This is a genomic window from Candidatus Ruthia magnifica str. Cm (Calyptogena magnifica) (assembly GCF_000015105.1).
Taxonomy (GTDB): domain Bacteria; phylum Pseudomonadota; class Gammaproteobacteria; order PS1; family Pseudothioglobaceae; genus Ruthia; species Ruthia magnifica.
Map to the genome: position 1 here is coordinate 752,984 of NC_008610.1, position 20,389 is coordinate 773,372.

A 20,389-nucleotide genomic window follows, 5' to 3' on the forward strand; every position below is an offset into this window, starting at 1 on the left:
AACTTTTAGTCAAAAATTGCATCAATTACACCGTTCATGGTGGTTCGAATTTCTGCATCATCGGTTATTGGACATACTAGTGCCATATTACAAGCATCTTTCACACTAACACCTGATGCAATTAATACACCTGCATAATTAAGCAGTCGTGTGGACGCGCCTTCATCAAGCCCATGACCAACCAAATTACGAGTCGCATGAGCAAATTTGACTAATTTAGTTGCAATATCAGCATTAATACCTGACTCTTTAACAACAATACTAGCTTCTAATTCAGCATTAGCATAATCAAAATTCATTCCAGTGAAGCGCTGCTTAGTTGATTGTTTAAGATCTCTCATCAATGATTGATAACCTGGATTATATGAGATCACCAACTGAAAGTCTGGGTGCGCTTTAACAAGTTCACCCTTTTTATCCAACATTAGTTCACGTCTATGGTCAGTAAGAGAATGAATAACTACCATTGTATCTTGGCGCGCTTCTACAATTTCATCCAAATAACAAATTGCACCATGACGTGCTGCTAGTGTTAATGGGCCATCTACCCAGCGAGTACCATTAGCATCTAGTAAAAAACGACCGATCAAGTCTGAAGCAGTGATATCTTCATTACAAGATACAGTGATAATGGGCTTGTCTAATTTATAAGCCATGTGTTCAATAAAACGAGATTTACCACAACCTGTTGGTCCTTTGATCATCACTGGTAATTTTGCATTATATGCTGCAGTATATAGTTCTACTTCGTTTGATTGAGCCTCATAAAAAGGTTCTAATTTAATTTCAAATTGGTTAATATCGAAATCTGACATAACTCTATCCTAAATTTATAATGTTTATATTTTAATACTTTATATATAAAAACCTCTGCATGTAAGCAGAGGTTTTTATAAACTATTTATTACAAGTTTTACTTGTGAATACCTAGCTTATCTCTCCAACCAGGATATAGAGAATCAGCATCGTTCGGGAATGATTCAAATGCACGAGCAAATTCGTTATGGTCTTTAGCAAACTCGATTGGATCAGCTTTAGCCATCCAACAATCGTATGCTTGACGTAATGACTTAGCACCCGCCGCAGGAGAGTCAATATGACCGTAAGAACCACCACCAGAAGTATTGATTACATTGCCATGACCTAGATTTTCAAAGAAACCTGGAAGACGTAATGCATTCATACCACCGGAAATAATTGGTGTTGTTGGTTTCATACCAAACCACTCTTGATGATAAACCGGACCATCAGCACTATCACGTTCAATCATATATGCAATATTTCTATCATCAGCACCGCCTTCCATCTTACCATAACCCATTGTACCCACATGGATACCAGACGCGCCCATTAGGCGAGAAAGTTTACCTAAAACAAAAGCAGTATACCCACGCACAGAGCTTGGGGAGGTGATAGCTCCATGACCTGCTCTATGATAATGCAAGTATTGATTAGGGTAATTACGACGTGCAGTGGTAATCATACCACAACCACCAACATAACCATCAACTAAAAAAGCCACATGATGCGCATTTTCAGCAAAAGTTTCTAAGATGTAGTCAGCACGAGCACACATCTCATGATGATCATCGGCGGTAATGTTAGCAGAGAAAATTTTAGCTTCACTGGTTTCATCTTGCGCACGCCTCATAGCGTCAGCAACCAAAGGTGTTACATCTTTCATACGAGCATAAACTTGATTACCTTGAGGTTCGTCATTCTTAATAAAATCACCGCCCAACCAAAATTGGTATGCTGCTTCAGAAAAAGGTTTTGGACGAAGACCTAACTTAGGCTTAATAATTGTTCCTGCAATATAACCACCATCAGTTCTAGAGCGGCCTAAAATACTCCATAAATCAGTAATATCCAGAGAAGGGCCGTCAAAAATTTCTAAGAATTTTCTTGAAATCCAAAAATCTTGGATTTGAGCACACTGCACATCTCCCATACCTTGATTATTGCCAATAATCAGAGTGAGTAATGATACAACCATAGCACGACCGTCAATTAAGTTACGGTCAAACAAGTTATTAGGATATGCAATTTTCATGGTGCCTTTAGCTTCATCAATTTCATACACCATCGCATCTAAATCTTTAGTGAAATCATCAGTAGTTGACACTTCCACATTAGTGCCTGTTGAACTTTCGGCAGCAAAATGAGCTGCTGTTTCTAAATAACCACCAAAACCAGGCATTGGTGTCATAGTGTAAGCAACAAGAAAATGATTACCTTCTTTAATTAATGTTTCTTCGTCTAATAACAAATCAGCATATCTATTAGATTGATCCATTGTGGACTCCTGTCTATTAAAAAACACCCATGATACAAGAACATTTAAATAATGTAAAATAATATTTACTATGATGTTTATAACAAATAAATCCTATCAAAATGATTAATATATATTGAAACAACTGCATAGCTTTGAGTCGGTATCTATTCAGTTTTACCAAAGCTAGCAAAGAGCTTAATATTACGTAACCTACTGTATATACAAATCCAACAACTACAAAAAAATTGATTCTTATTTGCTCAATATTAAAGGCAAAAGTATTCACCCTACTTTTATTGGAAAAACTATATCAAACTTGCTTGAAAGTGATTAACAAACTAGAACAAATCAAATCTGATATTGAGCAAACATTAGACCCTCATTCTGGACATCTGTAAATTGTAGTTGTCACCACAACTAACTTATTCATTAGCCATATCTTGGAAAAATTTAAACCGCAATATCCAAAAATAACTTTTCATTTAGAGTGGCTAATCATAAATTGCTACTTGAAAAACTAAGTAACAATAAAACCGATAAAACACTTATGTGTAAAGCTTTAATTACCTATGAATAAGGCTCAGGTATACGTATTACAGGCATACAATTTAATTCAAATATTGAAATTAATTCTAACGAAGCAATCATTAAAGTAGTTAAAATAAGGTTACATATCGGTTTTTTCTCTAAACATACAATTAAGTTAGAATTATAATAAACTCTTACTCATTGTCAAACGCTTTAAAGTATTCATTATTGCAAGTAGTCAAAACAATAATTTTTTAAATAAAAATACAATCTTTACTAAAATAGAGAGACATAATATTTTTTCCATCAACGGCTATTTTACGAAATAATGCCAGCCGTTATCAATGTCAATTAACCACTAAAAAATACAATGATTTTATTATGACAAATTAGTATTCGGTCTTCAAAATGGTATTGCAAACCTTTTTGCCAGTGTAATTTTCTCAATATCTTACCAAATTTTCTTCATGTCATTAGCACTATCACCATGGTTTACTCTGGTGACATCTTGTTCAATAATCTGGTCTTCATCTAACACACCAGTCACATAATGACAAATGCGTAACACGAGAATATGGATTTGCACCTGTAAATAATGGCAAGAAGCTATAATCAATATTAATAATTTTATTTTTATATTGATTGCGTAGGTTTTAAGGAATAATTTGCATATAATGTGCCAAAAAACAATTACATCCAAATTAAATGTATTGACTGTCTTGCTCATTTCAACAATATCATTATTTTTAGTTGCTTGATGAATATCCACTCTAAACGGTACACCATACCAAGTGGTCAATTTGAAAAGCTTACCATAGTTATTAACAGAATACCAAAAACTTCACCTCCTAACTTGAACTCATAAACACGATGCAATAAATCTGCTACATAGTGAGAAGAATTAGAGCCCATAATTAATATTCTTTTAAACTACGCTGCATCACTTAATCGTCAGACTATATTGTATTGATTGACAACTAGGATGAAGGCATTTTTAAATTCACTCAATGAATAAGAGAAAGATCTTGATTCAATTTTAATACACACAAAAAATGTTGATTTTATTCATCAATATGACCGTAAGCTTCTTAAATTACCCTAATGCTTAAAAATAAATTGACTGACTACAGCTCTACTAAAGCATGTTCATCTGAACATGAAATTAAAAGTTTAAAAACACTCATGATCATTAAGTTCTATATTCTGCATTAATTTTTATATAGTCATAAGAAAGATCAGTTGTCCATACACTTTCTTTTGAAGCACCTTTACCAATTTCAATGGTGATAACAATTTCAGATTTTACCATTTGCGCTTCACCTTGCGTTTCAGTGTAGTGAGTATTCAACTCCCCTGTTTTAATCAAACACACGTCGCCTAAATAAATACTCACTTCTTCAACTTTCAAATGTGCAATATTGGCACGTCCTACTGCTGCTAAAATTCTCCCCCAATTTGCATCAGAAGCAAATAAAGCAGTTTTAACCAAAGGTGAATGTGCAACCGTATAGGCTACTTCAAGACAATCTTTGGTACTTGCTCCACCCTTAACACACACTTCAACAAATTTAGTTGCACCTTCACCATCTTTAATAATTTTATGTGCTAACGTTTTGGTGACAGTATTTAATGATTGTTGAAACTCATCCATACAATTATTAATTTTAACACTAGATGCGCCAGTCGCACTTAACGTACAAGCATCATTAGTAGAGGTGTCGCCATCTATAGTAATACGATTAAAAGATTGATTAACGGCCTGAGTTAAGCAATCTTGCAACTCAGATTGAGTGGCTTTAATATCAGTAAAAATAAAACTAAGCATGGTTGCCATATTAGGGCGAATCATGCCTGAGCCTTTAGCAATACCAGTAATGGTAATTAAATCATCACCTATTTTAAATTGTTCAGAATGCACTTTATCGACCAAATCAGTCGTCATAATGGCTTGTGCCACTTGGGATAAGTTATTTATTACCAAACTAGAAACCAATATAGGTATATTATCCTCAAAACAAACCATAGGCAACACTTGCCCAATCACACCTGTTGAAAATGGCAATACTTCTTCGGTCTTAATACCCAACTCTTTTGCCACCAATTCACAAACCTTATAAGCATTTTTAAGTCCTACGCTAGCACTATCTAAGCCTGTACCTGCATTGGCGTTACCACTATTAATGACTAACGCTTTAATAGTATGATTAAGATGATTTTTTGCCACCAATACAGGCGCAGCGCAAAATACGTTTTGCGTAAAAACAGCTGCAGTTTGTGTGCCTTTTTTCAAGCTAACAATAGATAAATCTAGCTTTTCAGTGTCCTTAGTGCTTGAGTTTGTCGATAAATTTTGTGCACATTTAATGCCAGAATTGATTGCTGCACAAGTAACGCCGTTAATGTTTAATAAATCATCCATGTCGTATAAAAGTTTTAGCCAATTAAGACTTGTTTTTTGAATACTGTTATGAATGTATAGATAAATAACATCATGAATTATTGTTTATAACTTTGTTTTGAATATTTTTTATCTAATAATTGAAATATCAACATTAGTACTACACCAAATAGAACCATTATAAGTGCTGGTACAGCAGCTCGTTCAAACAAACCTTCAGTACTTAATTCATAGACTTGAACTGCCAATGTATCCCAGCCAAATGGACGCAATAAATAAGTGGCTGGTAATTCTTTCATCACATCAACGGCAACCAACAAACCACCTGCAAAAATTCCTGGTGTTATCATGGGTAGGTATATTTGCCAAATAAGCCGGAAGCGTGACGCACCAAGTAGACGTGCACTTTGGATAAATATGGGCTTGATTTGTTCGGTACTAGCTTTAATTGAACTATAACCAATTGCCATAAAACGAGATACATAAGCAAATAACAACAAAACAATAGAGCCAAAAATAATATGATTAATACTTTGACCGCCAAAATATACACTGATTGCTGACATTTGATTAATACCATATAATAATCCAACAGCCATAATTGAGCCTGGTAGTGCATAGCCTAACATTGACATGCTAATCAAACCTTTAAGCCAAGGACTATTTCTTTTACAATGACTGGGTAATGCCAATATAATAGCAACACTAATCGTTATTAAAGCGGCTGATATAGTTAGAACCGAAGTTGAAATAATCAAATCAACATACTTAATACTCCATTCCTCACTCACAGATGTCCAGCCCCAAATGATTAATTGCAATATAGGCATAGCAAAAGAAAATACAAACACACTAAACACAAACAAACTAATCAACCAACCAACAACACCTAAAGCATGATAAGGTCTTTTATTAGACACGTCATTTGAATAATATTTTGCTTGACCACGTGCTTTTTTTTCAAAATAAATTAAGAAAAATGCTACTAACACTAATAATGATGCTAATTGTGCTGCCACTTCAATGGAACGAAAATCACCCCAAGCCGAATAAATTGCCGTAGTAAAAGTATCAAAATTAAACAAACTAACTACGCCAAAATCAGCCAGTGTTTCCATTAACGTTACTAGTAATCCAGCAGCAACAGCTGGACGCGCCATGGGTAGAGATATGTTAAAAAACACACGTAAAGGACTAGCACCTAACAATTGACTAGCTTCGATTATATTAATTTTTTGACGTTTAAATGCTGCACGTGCCATTATGTACACATAAGGGTAAAATACCATTGTAAAAGTAAAAATAATCGCCCACGATCCAGTGCGAATATCAAATCCTGGCAAGCCCAATACTTCACGAATCCACACTTGCGCATAACCAGAATAATCAAACACACCTAAATATACAAAAGCCAATACGTATGCAGGAATGGTAAAAGGCAAAAACAACGCCCACTCTAGCCATAATCTACCTGGAAATTCTACCATCACCACAAAATATGCCAAAAGTGTACCCAAAAGTGTAACGCCTAATCCTACACCAATAAGCAAAACCATAGTAGCAGTGATTAAACTTGGCAATAAAACAGTGGAAAAATGTGCCCACAATTCACGCTCTGGAAACAACCACGACAAAGCCACGACAAAAATTGGCATAGCCACTAATAGTGCTAATATACTAATCCAAATTTTTGATTTAAAGCAGTTTTTTCCCAAAATACTTCTTTTAATTTTTATTAATACTATTTTAAAAAAGAAAAACCTAAGATTTTCCCAAACCTTAGGCTTGTAACATAAAAAAGAGTCTACTTGTAACCTTTTATTTGCATTAACTTCACTGCATCGGCTTGCAATATACCCGTTTGTACTAAATTCATTTTATCTTGTTTGAACCAGCCCCAACTTGATACCACTTCATCTGAAGCAACATTTTGATTGGCTGGGTATTCTTTATTAAGTGATGAGTAAATGGCTTGCGCTTTAGCACTTGACAACCATTCTAATAATTTAATAGCACCCTTGACATTGGTAGCATATTTTATCACGCCAGCACCTGATACATTAACATGTACACCTGTGGTATCCTGATTTGCCCAAAATAGCTTCAATGGTACATTAGAATTTTTAGCAATTAGACGACCAAAATAATAAGTATTTACCAAACCAACATCACATTGACCTGAAACAATTGCATTCATAACATGAGAATCTTTAGCGTTGGGCGTAGCTGCCAAATTATTCACCCAACCACTAATAATATCGCCCACTTTATTTTTTCCTTGATGATAAATCATCGATGCCACCAATGATTTGGTGTAAATTTTTTTACTGCTTCTTAAGCACAATCTACCTGACCATTTAGTATCTGCCAAATTCTCATAAGTGGATAAATCAGTTGGATTAACACGTTCAGTGCTATAAACAATGGTTCTTGCACGTACTGACAAACCTGTCCACAGACCTTTAGGATCTCTCAAATGGCTTGGAATATTGCTTTTTAATGTTTGTGTTTGCACTGCTTGAAATAAATCTTGCGTGGCTGCATACCAAAGATTGCCAGCATCTACAGTCATAAACATATCGGCTTTGGTATTTTTACCTTCCAATTTCAAACGTTCAATCAACGCACTACCTTTACCCGTTAAATACGTCACTTTAATACCTGTATCTTTTGTAAAAGACTCAAATAATGGTTTAATTAAGTGCTCTTTTCTAGAGCTGTATACAGTAATTAAATCTTCACTTTTTGTTTGTGCTAAACTAGCATTAGTTATTGTCAGTGCCAACATTATCAATGTTAATGACACACATATTTTTATATTCATTCTTATTTTTATCCTTATGAAAAATTAATCAAGTTACACAATAACAAACAATATCTATTATTAATTAACAGTCAACTGCCTATTCTCAATCACCCCTACTTTATCAGCAAAAATAGTCGCCTCATGTTTATCATGTGTTACTAAAATTGAAGTGATATTAGTTTTTTTTAAAATACCTCTGACTTGTAACACTATTTGTTCTTGAAGGTTCTTATCTAAACTAGAAAACGGCTCATCCAATAATAATAATTTTGGCGAGGGTGCTAATGCACGAGCCAAGGCAATACGTTGCTGCTCACCACCTGAAAGTTGGTGTGGATATTTTTTTTCGATGCCCTCTCCCTCTAAGCCAATCATCAAAAGCAATTCTTTAATCCTTGCTTTTTGTCCGTTGTTTGATAAATGACGAATACCAAAAGCAATGTTTTTTTTAACATTCATATGCGGAAATAATGCATAATCTTGAAACACCATGCCTATTTCTCTTAATTCTGTTGCTATATTATGTACGCCATTGCTGGATAATTGCTTGCCATCCAAAACTACTTGCCCACTTTGCACCTCATCAAGACCAGCAATAAATCTAAGTGCTGAACTTTTTCCACTACCACTATCACCTGTTAATGCGAAAATATCACCTGTAACAAGGCTTAAATTAAATTCATTTAACACTTGAGTGGCTTGATAAGTAATTGATAAATCGTTAACTGATAGCATTTAACAATAAAAATGATAATGATTCGCGTCATTATATAAGATAACTAAAAAAAATGCTATGATTAACTAACCTTGCAAAAAGACTTTAACGGTATTCTTTTATTGTTATCAATATCAGTTATGACAGTGTCAAAATCCTCTGGCTCTACTACCAAAAACTGCCCCATCATGCCTGCATCCTCATGTTCTAATATATGGCAATGGTACATATAAGGGTATTGAGTATCGGCGTAATGGTCAAATTTAGCAATCACTCGCACTGCTTCTTCTGGCATAAGTAATACAGTGTCTTTCCAACCACGCTCATTTTCATTAGGTGGTGTTGGGTCCGAGCCATCGCCTTGTTCTCTGTCAATAATTTGAAACTGAACGTCATGAATATGAAAAGGGTGCGCAGTGTGTGCACCATTGGTAATTCGCCAAATTTCAATATCGCCTTTTTTAACCACTTCATTAATCACATTCATGTCCATTTGCATGTTATTAATTAAATGCAGCATATGCTCGCCTTCAAGTGCAATATCATTGATAGTTTTAAACATCGAAGTAAACACTCGTCTATTGATTTTAAAACCACTCATAACTGTTAATCCAAAATGTCTAGTTTTAACGGCATCTGATACTTTTAATCGGGTTATTTTAGTGAGCTTACTAGGAATTTTTTTAACGACATTGATACTAGTTGATTGATTAACATGAATGCTCATGATATCAAAATTGACTTTGTCTAACGTATCTACTGAATGCGATAAACTACCTGTGCCACTCACTTTAAACGGCCCGCCAAATTGGTGTCCATTAAGCTTTTGTTTGTCATAATATTCAGCACTAAAACTTTTTAATTGTAATGTTTTTCCCTTACTTTTGCCCAAATCAAGCAAAATTTCTACACGCTCTGCAGGGCCTAATAACACTCGAGTAAGTGTCACTGGTTTTTCTAAAAAACCACCATCACTGGCAATTTGATAAAACTGAATATCGTCTTCAAAACCTAAATTATAAATTCTTGCATTAGAGCCATTGAGTATTCTTAGTCTAATCACTTGAGCAGGTACATTTAAAATAGGCACGGGTCTGCCATTCACCAAAATTGTATGACCCTTCATGCCGCCTGATTTATCAAAATCACCTTTGTTTAAATAAAACAATTGGGCATTTTCATCAAACCGCCTATCTTGAATCACCATTGGTAAATCGTCAATACCATAGGTTTTAGGAATATCTAATAATTTGGATGTTTCATCATCAATTAAGAAAAAACCTGCCATACCTTTATACACTTGCTCACCCGTATAACCTTCAAGATGTGGGTGATACCATTGGGTTGAGGCTAATTGATTAATGCGCCAGTTAGGTTTCCATGTTTTGTTAGGTGGAATAATTTGATACGGACCACCATCTTCTTTAGCTGGTAAATGCAATCCATGGAAATGCGTGGTGGTGTTAACTGACAAATGATTGGTTATTTCAAAACCCACATCATCTGTATTATTCACTCGAATGGTTGGGCCTAGAAGGCTATTACCATAGCCTAATACATGCGTTAATTTGTCTTTAAAAATTTCTGTTGTGTTGTAATTAATTGAAAATTTAAAGATTTTTTTACCATTAATAATTTTAGGCTTAATGAGCGGCGGTACAACAAAAATCCTATCTGCATAATCAGGTAGGATTAATTTGACGGATTTTTTATCACCACAGTCTATCGCCAAAGCGCTGCTAGCTAATATGGATGTTTTAATAAAATCTCTACGTTTCATTGTTATCTTCTTTTTAGTCTTAAAACCTTACAGATTTTGAAAGTTTTTCATCTATTCTTTTCTAAACCAAATTTAATATTAGTTTATATTTTTTAAAGGGTTAATGTGTCAAACAATAAATACAAAATTGATAAAAAACTATCAAAATTGGCATTAAGACGGCTTCTAAAATGGTGAATTTAATGTTGTAGTTGAGAAATTAAAAATCGCTCAATCACATTGCTAAAACCTAACTTAATATGGGAATGTCTTAGATTAGATTCTAACAATGAAAACACAAAAGTAAATAAGTTATATCATAAAACACCCACAAAACTGCCAAATAAAAATATAAAAACACCTGTCACAAAACCAATACTCATAGAATAACGAAAGCTAAACAACAAGGATTCCACAGGATACACTCAATAAAACGTCAATGGATTTAAAACCTTAGCATTATATGATGCACTTTATGAAACGCCAACAATCACGGTACAAAGTACAATAGATGTGATGTAACAGCGGGTAAAATCTCTTAAAATGAACGAATTAAGCGTAAATAGCACTCACTTACACATAAAAAACCATCTATATGTATAAAACCGTATTGATCTAATAAGGTAGTATTGGCAAATAATACCACTTTTTTAGCACCCATCAGTATTGGAAAATAACATATTTTTATTTTGGGTAGCACTTTAAAAAAATAAAATTAATCATCAACGAACTTAACAAAAACAGCCAATAAATTTGTTTATGAGGGTTTATTAAGTATTCAAGTGGGTTAATCTACATCAGCATCCAACACCTTAGAGACAAATCCTAGCCATTCATTTAAGAAATGCAATAAGCCTTCATAAGGATTAGTATGAGCGTTTATCCTTGTTATTAACAAAATTAAACTCGGACATATTATTTGCATTAACAATCGAATCGTTTAATATTAATGAACTGATTAATCTATTTTCTTGCTTTTAATTGACACGTAATATCGCTAAAATCTTGATAATCTGATGAATTAATAACCTGAGCTTGCGTTGCAAGAATGACTTTAATGGCATTCATGCTATTGTCACTAATTACGTATTCTGTCCTATAATTATTTGCTCTATTCTTAAATTTCTTACTCAAACCAGTCACATCACTAACCAAAGTATTTAACAAAATTGTACTAACGTATTGTTTCCTTTCAAGAAATTTTGACTGATGAGTTTTATAATCATTAAATATTTCAGACAAATAATTAATGATTGGCTGAGCAATCATTAACGCCATATTTTTAATCCTTTGATGAGACAAATATTTTGTAAAAAATATGTATTCCAAAGCGTTGATGGTTTTATGTGAATGCTTATACATAGCGCATCACCCCTATAGAGGTAATTAAATCTAGTTGGAATTTTATATTTTTATATGTCTAAATAATCCTCATTTAAATCACCCAGTAAATAAGTGGTTTCAACTTTTTATCAAATTACCTTTTGACGGCTGTTTGATTAGATTGGTTAATACTATCAATCAATAACTCAGCATTTTTAATAACTAATACTATATTAACAATAAAAACTTGGTTAAAGAACTTTCTCACCAACTGTATTTACACCAACCGACCACAACCAAAAAAACAACCGTCATCAAGTATCCTTATATTTCATTCAAAAATTGCAATATTTTATCCCTACTACTAATAGGTAAATTCATAAACAAAGTTTTAGATTTCTCAGCCTCGCCGCCATGCCAAAGGATTGCTTGTTCAAAGTTACGTGCACGACCATCATGCAAAAAATTCTTATTATCTTTGAGCATTAAAGCGACTCTGCCCAATCTCCATAATGGCGGTGTACGCCATTCATTGCCCAAAGCATCAAACTCTGAACGAGAATCTGCCAAACCCTCTCCCATATCATGCAATAAAAAATCACTATATGGATATATAGTGGTGGTACTAGGTAGTAAGTAACTTGAAATGTGGCATTGTAAACAGCCAATTTCAGAGAATAGTCTTTGTCCTTGATACTCTTTAACAATAGATTTTGGCAGCTTTAAGTTTGTCAAATAATAACTAATGGCACTTAATCTTTGTGCTGTCAGTTCATGCTTTTCCCCATCTTTTGAAGCGTTAATACATTCAATTTGTATTGGCATGCACGACTGATGTTCATGAATAGGATTGGTCAACCCCATATCATTAATAGCAGCATTGGCCAATTGATGTCTTATCGTTGGAGTAGAAGCTTTCCAAGTATAGCGACCAATCTCCACTTGCTTGGTTTGACTTGACCAAACTCGATTGGCTTTACCAGAAATACCATCATGATTAGCATCATGAACATCTTCATTGGCTAGGATTTGCGCATCAGTAATTTGCTCTAATAAGCCCAATCCAACAAGTGCTGGGGCAATCCTAGCACTAACAATTGTATTAGGGTGTAAATCACCATAACCCAAATTTTTTAACTTAATTATTGGTTGTTGTAAGGTAACAATAGTGCCATCAGGATAATGAATATCTTTAGTTGAATAATGCACTAAAGGTTTAGCTTCAAAAGGCACACCTGGAACACCATTAATACTAATTTGAGCGCCATAACTCGGCTCAGGAATAAAGCCAAATTTAGCTATCATTCGTTGATGTTCATCTGTGCCATTTGACAATATAGACAAGCGTATCACATGCGACCTATCAACGATATTCTTTGTTTCAAATACCTTACCACGACCATTTTTTGCATGACAATTAATACAAGTATTGGCACTAAATAACGGACCTAATCCGTCACGTGTTGTTGCAGAAGGTGCCTCCACCCAAGGAATACGAAAAAAACTTTTACCTAAAATAAACTCATCCACCTCATCATTATTTAAGTCAGGCTGAATTTGTGTAAAAGATTGATTTAATACACGGATTGATAAATCTTCCAAGCCATTAGCAAAAACCCTTACCATTAAACTAACAGCAAGAATTGATATACTTAGAACTAATAAATATTTATAGTTTGGTTTCCTGTGCATCTATTATATCTTCAACCGTCAAATCAACACCATTTGATTTTGCCACATAAATCATTTGATCACCAATGGCCCTTAACTCATTTTTAAGTTTTTTGATTTGTCTAGATTGAGTATCATTCAGACGAATTTGATAATCAAAATGACGACTCACTTGTGCCAATGTATTCATTTGATTAATTTTGGCATTAACAGATGCAATCAAACTCATCAACTTAGTTTTATCTTTCATGGCATCAATAGGTGCTACGCCATAGTCAACGCTATTATAAGTACCAAACAACAAATTCTTAAAACCTTGGAAATTTTGTGTAATATCACGATGTGTGTTATCAGAAAAACAACTATGTTCATCCTCTTCAGAAGGCGTAAGCACTGCCACTGCAATACGTTCGTTAGCAAGTTCAGACTTAATAAAAACACCCAAACCAGAAAAGATTTGCTTTAGCGCTACTTTTGTATCAATATTCTTAGTTACATCAGAATTTTTACCCAACAACGCCGCCTTGTAATTAGTGCTATCACCATCTGCCCAAGCTAAAACCATTGATTCTAAATCAGAAACAATCAGGCTTGCTGCTGCGTTTAAATATTGCTTACGACGATCAGCATTCGCATTAATCGTATAATCAGAAAGTGCTCTTTGACCTGCTACCAACGCACCATTTGTTACACCATCTTTCATAAAATTAGTATAATCTTGATCTTGACCCCATAATAAAAATTCAATAGCATGATAGCCCGTTGCAACATTAGCATCACCACCATTTTCATTAAGAGCTGCTAATACACTAGGAGTAATTGTACTAACATCAATCGCTAAAGGATTTTCACCACCTAGATTTAACATACCTTTGGTATCAATAATATTACCAGTTGTTTTTTTACCTTTAGCATTCGTCGTATAATCAATCATATTTTCATCTAACGGCCAAGCGTTTAATTGTCCTTCTGGAGCACCATAAGACGTATGCCAGCCTTCCTCTGCATCAATAGGTCCATTAGACAATCTGAATGCTTCTATTTGTCCATAAGATTCACGAGCATTTAACCACGCTGCTTTAGCATTTTCCATTAAAACTATTGTGGGACGATTAGTAAAATATTTTAACTTTTCTTTTAGTGTTTTAGCATCATTTAAAGCATCCGTGTAGTTTGCCGTTGCAATGTTTGCATAAGTGATCAACAACGGACTGACCTCTTCACTACTCAAAAATGTGCTTGTAATAGAGATTACCATTACCACTGTTAAGGCAGATGAAATTATTAATTTTTTTTGTACTTTCATATTATTTCTTCTTAAATTATAAAAATTTTACTCAAAATAGCTGTTTCATTAGAGTTCGTAAACAACTTTTAACCATTGACTGATTTTTGTTCATCCACTTTATTTTGTCAAAAAGACAATAACACTTTCTGCTGGTGAAAGAGTATAAATCAAATCTTTTTTCTTATCAGTGCCATCAATCTTACTATAAACCAAGTTAAAAGACTAGCATTCATGCCTTCCAATACGACCTATACTAGCTATAAAGACGCTGATGTTGGTATAATCATTGTCTCATCTAAAATAATATCGTTTTCTTTAGTGAGGGCCCATTCTTTCCTCTTCTTTTAACTTTGATTGTGCCATCAAACTACTCATTTACTATGTGTAAAACAGTCAGTTCTAAATCACCAAAATCAACCTTGTTATTGCTTGAACTATACCATTTCAATCAAACCGCTAACTTTTTCCTGATAAATTTGTTGTATTTATGGTTATTTTTAACTTTTTATTTTTCATTTGTCTTTCCATGTTAAGTAGTTACCTCTACAAGGCTTGATAGCATAATCAATTTACCCATTAAGTTTGAAAGGGTAGATGATAAACCCGTCATGCATTTTTTGGTTTGCCTCATACTTAGACTAAAAGCATGAGGCAATGTTTAAATGATTGCTATCGGAGATAATTAGCGAAGAGAGATAAACAATACATTTATAACCTACGCTAATTAGCCAACTTATCAAAATAAGCCAAATAATCTTTCAAATCTTTTTGTGACAATATTAAATATTCCTTTTGCATTGTATCTCTCCATCAAATTGTATTTTTTGTTAATAGGCATCTTCTCTTGAAAAACTTAAACACAAATAATACTTATTATCATTTGCAATTGCAAGTTATTTATGTAAAAAATACATTTTTAGTGAAATAACATAAAAAACAGCACGAAAAATCGTACTATTAAAACGTTTAAAACAAACTAGATTTACATTTGTGATTGGATATAATTTTTCTAGCCAATAAGTGTGTTCTTACTCGATATCTTCTAACTAACTTACTAGCATAGTACGTGTAACAAAGTCTTTCTCTTATTCGCACAACTTAATAGCAATCTTTAAATCGTTTACCACTTCATACTCAAGCTTAATGTTAAGCCAGTTTGCTTTTTCACTCGTTCAAACCTTAAACAGCCATAGCTTTAAATCAATCAAAACCGCTACTTAATGATTTATTACTCAAGTAAATTACCTTAGGTTATTTGCACTATTCTTATTAATGAATGATGATATTTCACCATTTTAATCTTAAAATTAAGAATGCAATTTATTACATTAATAATCAATTAAATAAACATTATTACAGTCAAGAGACGGTTCTTATTCATCAATCTTATATTTTACGTTTTGTAAAATATAATCATATTGAAAATCAGCATTAAAAAAGATTTAATCTCAACACTAAGAGTTAGCTACAAGAAAAACTTGCCTGACATTCTCTTAAAATAACAATCAGAATCAATCATTCTACAACTAAAAGACAGTTATCAACTCATTGTATGGTTACGGTTTAAGGTCAAGTGAAACGCTTAAACTTAAAATAAAAGACATTAATTTTAACGCCAATCAAATCACTATTTCTAACTCTAAGTATTTTAGAACTTTATCTATTTCCACTAAAATTATTAGCAATTTGAAAAAGAGTAGATGGGTTATTAATTAAATTCTCCATTATTAATAACGTGTTTAATTATAACCATTCTTTGATAGTAAAAAAGGCAAAAATAATCATTAAAATCAGAGCATAAACATTCAGGTACCCTTTTATGCAGTGTATTTATTATAAAATAAAATTGATTTTTAAAACTGTGTAGAAACTTTTGAATCATAAATATATATGTTCTACTATAATTTTGCTTGCAAGCTGCACAAAAAGAAGGCTCTAATAAGCCATTATCGTCACTAGACATGGTTTAATAATTGCATATTTAAATAGAGATAACATAAAATAAAGCGATCATCATTCATGATTTTTATCACTTTGGATTTAGTTAAACGCACACAAGCCAGTCAAAAAGTCACCCTTATGGGTGCTGTTGTTGATCTTTTATTAGCAGTATTTAAAATTATTGCAGGTTTTATTGGCAATTCTGGTGCTTTAATTGCAGATGGCATTCACTCGTTTTCTGATTTATTATCTGATGGCTTGATTTTATATGCCACTAAACATTCAGCCCTTGATGCTGATGAGGAACATCCTTATGGGCATAAACGATTTGAAACGGTTGCCACACTAGGTCTTGCAATTATTTTAGCCATTATTGGCTTGAGTGTTATCTTTAATGCCATGACTAGATTGGCTAACCCTTATTCACTTTCACATAGTTCACTGCTTTTAAGCATTGGTACCTTGTCAATTTTTTCTAAAGAGGCTTTATATTGGTATACCTTAAAGGTAGCTAATACTTATAAATCTGACTTATTAAAAGCCAATGCTTGGCATCACCGTTCAGACGCATTGTCTTCAATTGTAGTGTTGATTGGTATTTTTGGCAGTTTAAATGGCTATCCATATTTAGATAGCATTGCAGCTATTGTTGTAGGTTTGATGGTTATTTACATTGCCTGGAAATTGGGTTTAGATGCAACCAAAGAACTGGTAGACACCTCCATTGATGCACAACAAGTGACACAATTAAAACATGCACTAGGGAAAATTAGTGGTGTTAATAGTGTTCACTCTCTACGTACTCGCAAAATTGGACATACTATTTCTTGTGATGTACATGTGCAAGTTGATCCATTTTTAAGTGTTAGCGAGGGACATATTATTAGTGTTAGTGTTGAGCGTGTGGCTAAAAAATGCTTGAAAGATTTAAGCGATGTAACTGTGCATATTGACGTAGAGGATGATGAAATTAATGCACCCTACGAGGCTTTGCCAGAACGCGCACAAGCATTGGAAATTTTGACTAAAGCCTTATTTAATAACGAGTACGATGATGAAGTTAGCCGTATTCAATTACACTATTTAGAGGGCAAAATTTATGTGGATTTTTACTTACCGCTTAAATGTCTTCAGCCTGATAATAGTGCCGATAAAATACTAGTAAAATTGCAAGAAACCGTTAACAAACTGAAGGGTTTTGGCAAGATTAAAATTTATTTTAGTCAAGATTAAAGACAATGATAAGCTAAATAACATCTACTTGAGACACTTTATTAAACTTTAACAATTCGCGATACTTGTTCTTTAGTAACATGTACTTTTCCAACAATAGCTTTTTGATTTGATTAAGACCGTACTCAGCTAATCAACCTATGATTTGAACCTTCTGATAAAATAATAGCGCCTCGCGCATGCCCAAGTTTAATTGTTGCATCAGGATTTTGATTATTAGGAAACATAAAAGCACACTCAATCACCACAATAATATCAGGCTGATATTTCTGAATAATTTGCTAGATTTCTACAAAAATAGTCGTAATGCACTCAGGTAACGTACTTTTGATGTGGATACAACCATTAGATAGATAATTAAATTTAAGTTTATTAGCTTCAATTAAGTCAAAGCCTGTTATTCTTGATCCGAGATCAACCATTAAAATTTTCATAAAAAGATTGGGTTTTGCTTAACATATATTATACCTTTATGATATACTTTTATTTTTGTAAGTTTTAGGGATAAATCAAATGGCAGTATTAGAACTAAGTCAAAGTAATTTTGACGAAACCATTCAAAATAACAATATTGTTGTGCTAGATTTTTGGGCACCATGGTGTGGCCCTTGTAAACAATTTGCATCCACTTATGATGAAGTCTCTGACAAAATAGATGATGTTATTTTTGCCAAAGTAAATACTGAAGATGAGCAAGAACTGGCAAGTAATTTTCAAATCCGTTCCATTCCAACTTTGATGATTTTTAGAGAGCAAGTTGCAATCTTTTCTCAACCAGGTGCAATGTCAAGTACTGACTTGCAAGCTGTTATTGACAAGGCAAAAGCGCTTGACATGAATAAAGTACGTGAAGAAATTAAAAAATAATAATAGTAGTTAGCATAACTTTGAATAAGATTTTTTGCTAAACCCAACCATAATATCATTATTCGTTACCAGCACTGGACGTTTGATGAGTGTTGGATTTTTTAATACTAATTCTAAGGTAATATTGTCTTTTTCTTTATCATTTAAGTTTCGGTAAGTAGTAGAACGCTTATTGATTAATTTTTCTAAAGTAAGCTTATCTACAAATGTTTGCAACTTAGTTTTATCAATCGGATTATCACGAAAATCAATAAATTCAAAATCAATTTGATGATTAATCAAGAATTTTTGTGCTTTTTTAATGGTGTCACAGTTTTTAATGCCATACATTTTAATCATTGAATTATTTTATTATAAAATTCTAAAATTTTTTTATTTTCATCATCAATAATACGTAAACCTTTAGTTGGATAATACCAATACGACACACCCTGAATAGACAGCTCTATTCTACTAGGCTCACCAAATAGATTAACAATCACCTCTTTTGATAAATTTGCTTTAGGTATAAAGGTTAATGACTTAATTTTTAAATTAAACATTAATACTTCAGCAGTTAAACTAAACGTTGTTTTTCTAACACCTGAAGGCATAACCATTGATTTTTTAATGTTGTTGTTCAAACGTTCAATACATTTTTGATCAAGCATTAAACTTAAAATAACACTAGCACCAATACCACCCATTTTAGTACTGAAAAAAAACGCTTCTAGTTCTGGCATTTTGCCCTCGCTTTCAAACAAAGAAACCTCAACCTCAGAGCCAAATAAATGCATTGCATCGGTAAGATTGCTACTACCCATGGTTAAATTAAACACAACCGTATCACCTTGATTATTGATAAAACTCTGCCATGGCATAGATTGATTTCGTGGTATTTTCATATCACGAGTCAGTAGGTAAAACAACGTAAATATTACCACTACTGCTAGTAACACTATTGATATTATTTTACTTTCTTTCATGAATTATCGCTTAAATGGAGGCTTGTTAACTTTAGAGCGCAGCCAGTTGAGTGTTTTAAAAATTGGGTGGTGATTGATTAATTTAAGCTCTAATTGTCGCTTACCTGGAAATTCCATTAAAAATAAACCTAATAAAATTGATATCAATCCTTGACCTGGAGTCACCAACATAATAATACCAGCAATCAGTAATATAAAACCAATCAGTGTTTTAATTATCAATTTGATTAAATCAAAGGGTTTGTTTATTTTTAATTGCGTTTTTGAGTTTTTTAGAAAATAATTTGATGGAATTAATCCTAATAAATAAGGTATTAATAATAAACTAATAATAAAAACTACGCTAGAAACGATACCAATCATCATGAGTACGTCTTCAAATTGACTTAAAAGTGTCATGATGTCATCTAACATGATGCCCTCTCATTTGAGTCAAAAAATAATCAAACAACACTTTAGCTTGTTCTGGTGACTTGGTAGTATAAAAACCAGACCTTATAACTGAATTGACATTTAGCCGCTAAGGTAAATTGAGAAATGACCAATAAACCACCTGATACTTCTTTAATTGATAGATTCATCTTTTTGATTTACATCATAAAATATTCGATATAATG

The 20,389-nt window shown here is 33.1% G+C and carries 17 protein-coding genes; 2 read left to right on the forward strand and 15 right to left on the reverse strand.

Annotation, left to right across the window (positions count from 1 at the left end; translation table 11 throughout):
* Positions 1-5: 5 nt before the first annotated feature.
* The 11 genes from RMAG_RS03485 to RMAG_RS03535 all read right to left on the reverse strand — a co-directional run bounded on the left by RMAG_RS03485 (position 6) and on the right by RMAG_RS03535 (position 14,784).
* Positions 6-815 carry a CbbQ/NirQ/NorQ/GpvN family protein gene (locus RMAG_RS03485; protein WP_011738062.1) on the reverse strand — a complete coding sequence of 270 codons (810 nt, stop codon included), beginning with the start codon at positions 813-815 and terminating at the stop codon, positions 6-8.
* Between the two features lie 98 nt (positions 816-913).
* Positions 914-2,296 carry a ribulose-bisphosphate carboxylase gene (locus tag RMAG_RS03490; RefSeq protein WP_011738063.1) on the reverse strand — a complete coding sequence of 461 codons (1,383 nt, stop codon included), beginning with the start codon at positions 2,294-2,296 and terminating at the stop codon, positions 914-916.
* Positions 2,297-3,257: 961 nt separating this feature from the next.
* Positions 3,258-3,605: a hypothetical protein gene (locus tag RMAG_RS03495; protein ID WP_024792157.1), complete on the reverse strand. Its 348-nt coding sequence runs from the start codon at positions 3,603-3,605 to the stop codon at positions 3,258-3,260.
* Positions 3,606-3,995: 390 nt separating this feature from the next.
* Complete coding sequence (gene argJ / locus RMAG_RS03500) at positions 3,996-5,225, reverse strand: bifunctional glutamate N-acetyltransferase/amino-acid acetyltransferase ArgJ (protein ID WP_011738064.1); 1,230 nt, start codon at positions 5,223-5,225, stop codon at positions 3,996-3,998.
* Positions 5,226-5,302: 77 nt separating this feature from the next.
* Entirely contained in the window at positions 5,303-6,919 is a 1,617-nt protein-coding gene (locus RMAG_RS03505; RefSeq protein WP_024792158.1) for an ABC transporter permease, read from the reverse strand.
* A gap of 89 nt (positions 6,920-7,008) precedes the next feature.
* Complete coding sequence (locus tag RMAG_RS03510) at positions 7,009-8,028, reverse strand: Fe(3+) ABC transporter substrate-binding protein (protein ID WP_011738066.1); 1,020 nt, start codon at positions 8,026-8,028, stop codon at positions 7,009-7,011.
* Positions 8,029-8,088: 60 nt separating this feature from the next.
* The gene (locus RMAG_RS03515; RefSeq protein WP_011738067.1) at positions 8,089-8,745 is read right to left on the reverse strand and encodes an ABC transporter ATP-binding protein; all 657 of its coding nucleotides are present in this window, start codon (positions 8,743-8,745) and stop codon (positions 8,089-8,091) included.
* Between the two features lie 62 nt (positions 8,746-8,807).
* Positions 8,808-10,505: a multicopper oxidase family protein gene (locus RMAG_RS03520; RefSeq protein ID WP_011738068.1), complete on the reverse strand. Its 1,698-nt coding sequence runs from the start codon at positions 10,503-10,505 to the stop codon at positions 8,808-8,810.
* A gap of 942 nt (positions 10,506-11,447) precedes the next feature.
* Positions 11,448-11,762, reverse strand: coding sequence for a hypothetical protein (locus RMAG_RS03525; RefSeq protein ID WP_148196294.1), 315 nt, complete (start codon positions 11,760-11,762; stop codon positions 11,448-11,450).
* A gap of 369 nt (positions 11,763-12,131) precedes the next feature.
* Positions 12,132-13,499 (reverse strand): di-heme oxidoreductase family protein, encoded by a 1,368-nt coding sequence (locus RMAG_RS03530; protein ID WP_011738070.1) that lies wholly within the window; start codon positions 13,497-13,499, stop codon positions 12,132-12,134.
* Positions 13,477-14,784, reverse strand: a complete 1,308-nt coding sequence (locus tag RMAG_RS03535; RefSeq protein WP_011738071.1) for an imelysin family protein — start codon at positions 14,782-14,784, stop codon at positions 13,477-13,479. The genes RMAG_RS03530 and RMAG_RS03535 overlap by 23 nt, the downstream gene beginning before the upstream one ends.
* A 2,001-nt stretch (positions 14,785-16,785) precedes the next feature.
* Here RMAG_RS03535 and RMAG_RS03540 point away from each other — a divergent pair.
* Positions 16,786-17,940: a cation diffusion facilitator family transporter gene (locus tag RMAG_RS03540; RefSeq protein ID WP_011738072.1), complete on the forward strand. Its 1,155-nt coding sequence runs from the start codon at positions 16,786-16,788 to the stop codon at positions 17,938-17,940.
* A gap of 513 nt (positions 17,941-18,453) precedes the next feature.
* Positions 18,454-18,807 carry a thioredoxin gene (gene trxA, locus RMAG_RS03550; RefSeq protein ID WP_011738073.1) on the forward strand — a complete coding sequence of 118 codons (354 nt, stop codon included), beginning with the start codon at positions 18,454-18,456 and terminating at the stop codon, positions 18,805-18,807.
* Positions 18,808-18,816: 9 nt separating this feature from the next.
* Here the strand turns inward: trxA and RMAG_RS03555 are convergent, their stop codons facing one another.
* From RMAG_RS03555 to RMAG_RS06275, 4 genes are read right to left on the reverse strand one after another with little or no spacing between them, the layout of a single operon-like run.
* Positions 18,817-19,146, reverse strand: coding sequence for a Spx/MgsR family RNA polymerase-binding regulatory protein (locus RMAG_RS03555; protein ID WP_024792161.1), 330 nt, complete (start codon positions 19,144-19,146; stop codon positions 18,817-18,819).
* On the reverse strand, positions 19,143-19,772 hold the full coding sequence (locus RMAG_RS03560) for a hypothetical protein (RefSeq protein ID WP_011738075.1): 630 nt from the start codon (positions 19,770-19,772) through the stop codon (positions 19,143-19,145). Before RMAG_RS03560 ends, RMAG_RS03555 begins: the two co-directional genes overlap by 4 nt.
* A gap of 3 nt (positions 19,773-19,775) precedes the next feature.
* Positions 19,776-20,186, reverse strand: a complete 411-nt coding sequence (locus RMAG_RS03565; RefSeq protein WP_011738076.1) for a PGPGW domain-containing protein — start codon at positions 20,184-20,186, stop codon at positions 19,776-19,778.
* Positions 20,187-20,227: 41 nt separating this feature from the next.
* A complete protein-coding gene (locus RMAG_RS06275) occupies positions 20,228-20,353 on the reverse strand; it encodes a D-aminoacyl-tRNA deacylase (RefSeq protein WP_148196298.1) in 126 nt (41 codons plus the stop codon).
* Between the last annotated feature and the right edge of the window lie 36 nt (positions 20,354-20,389).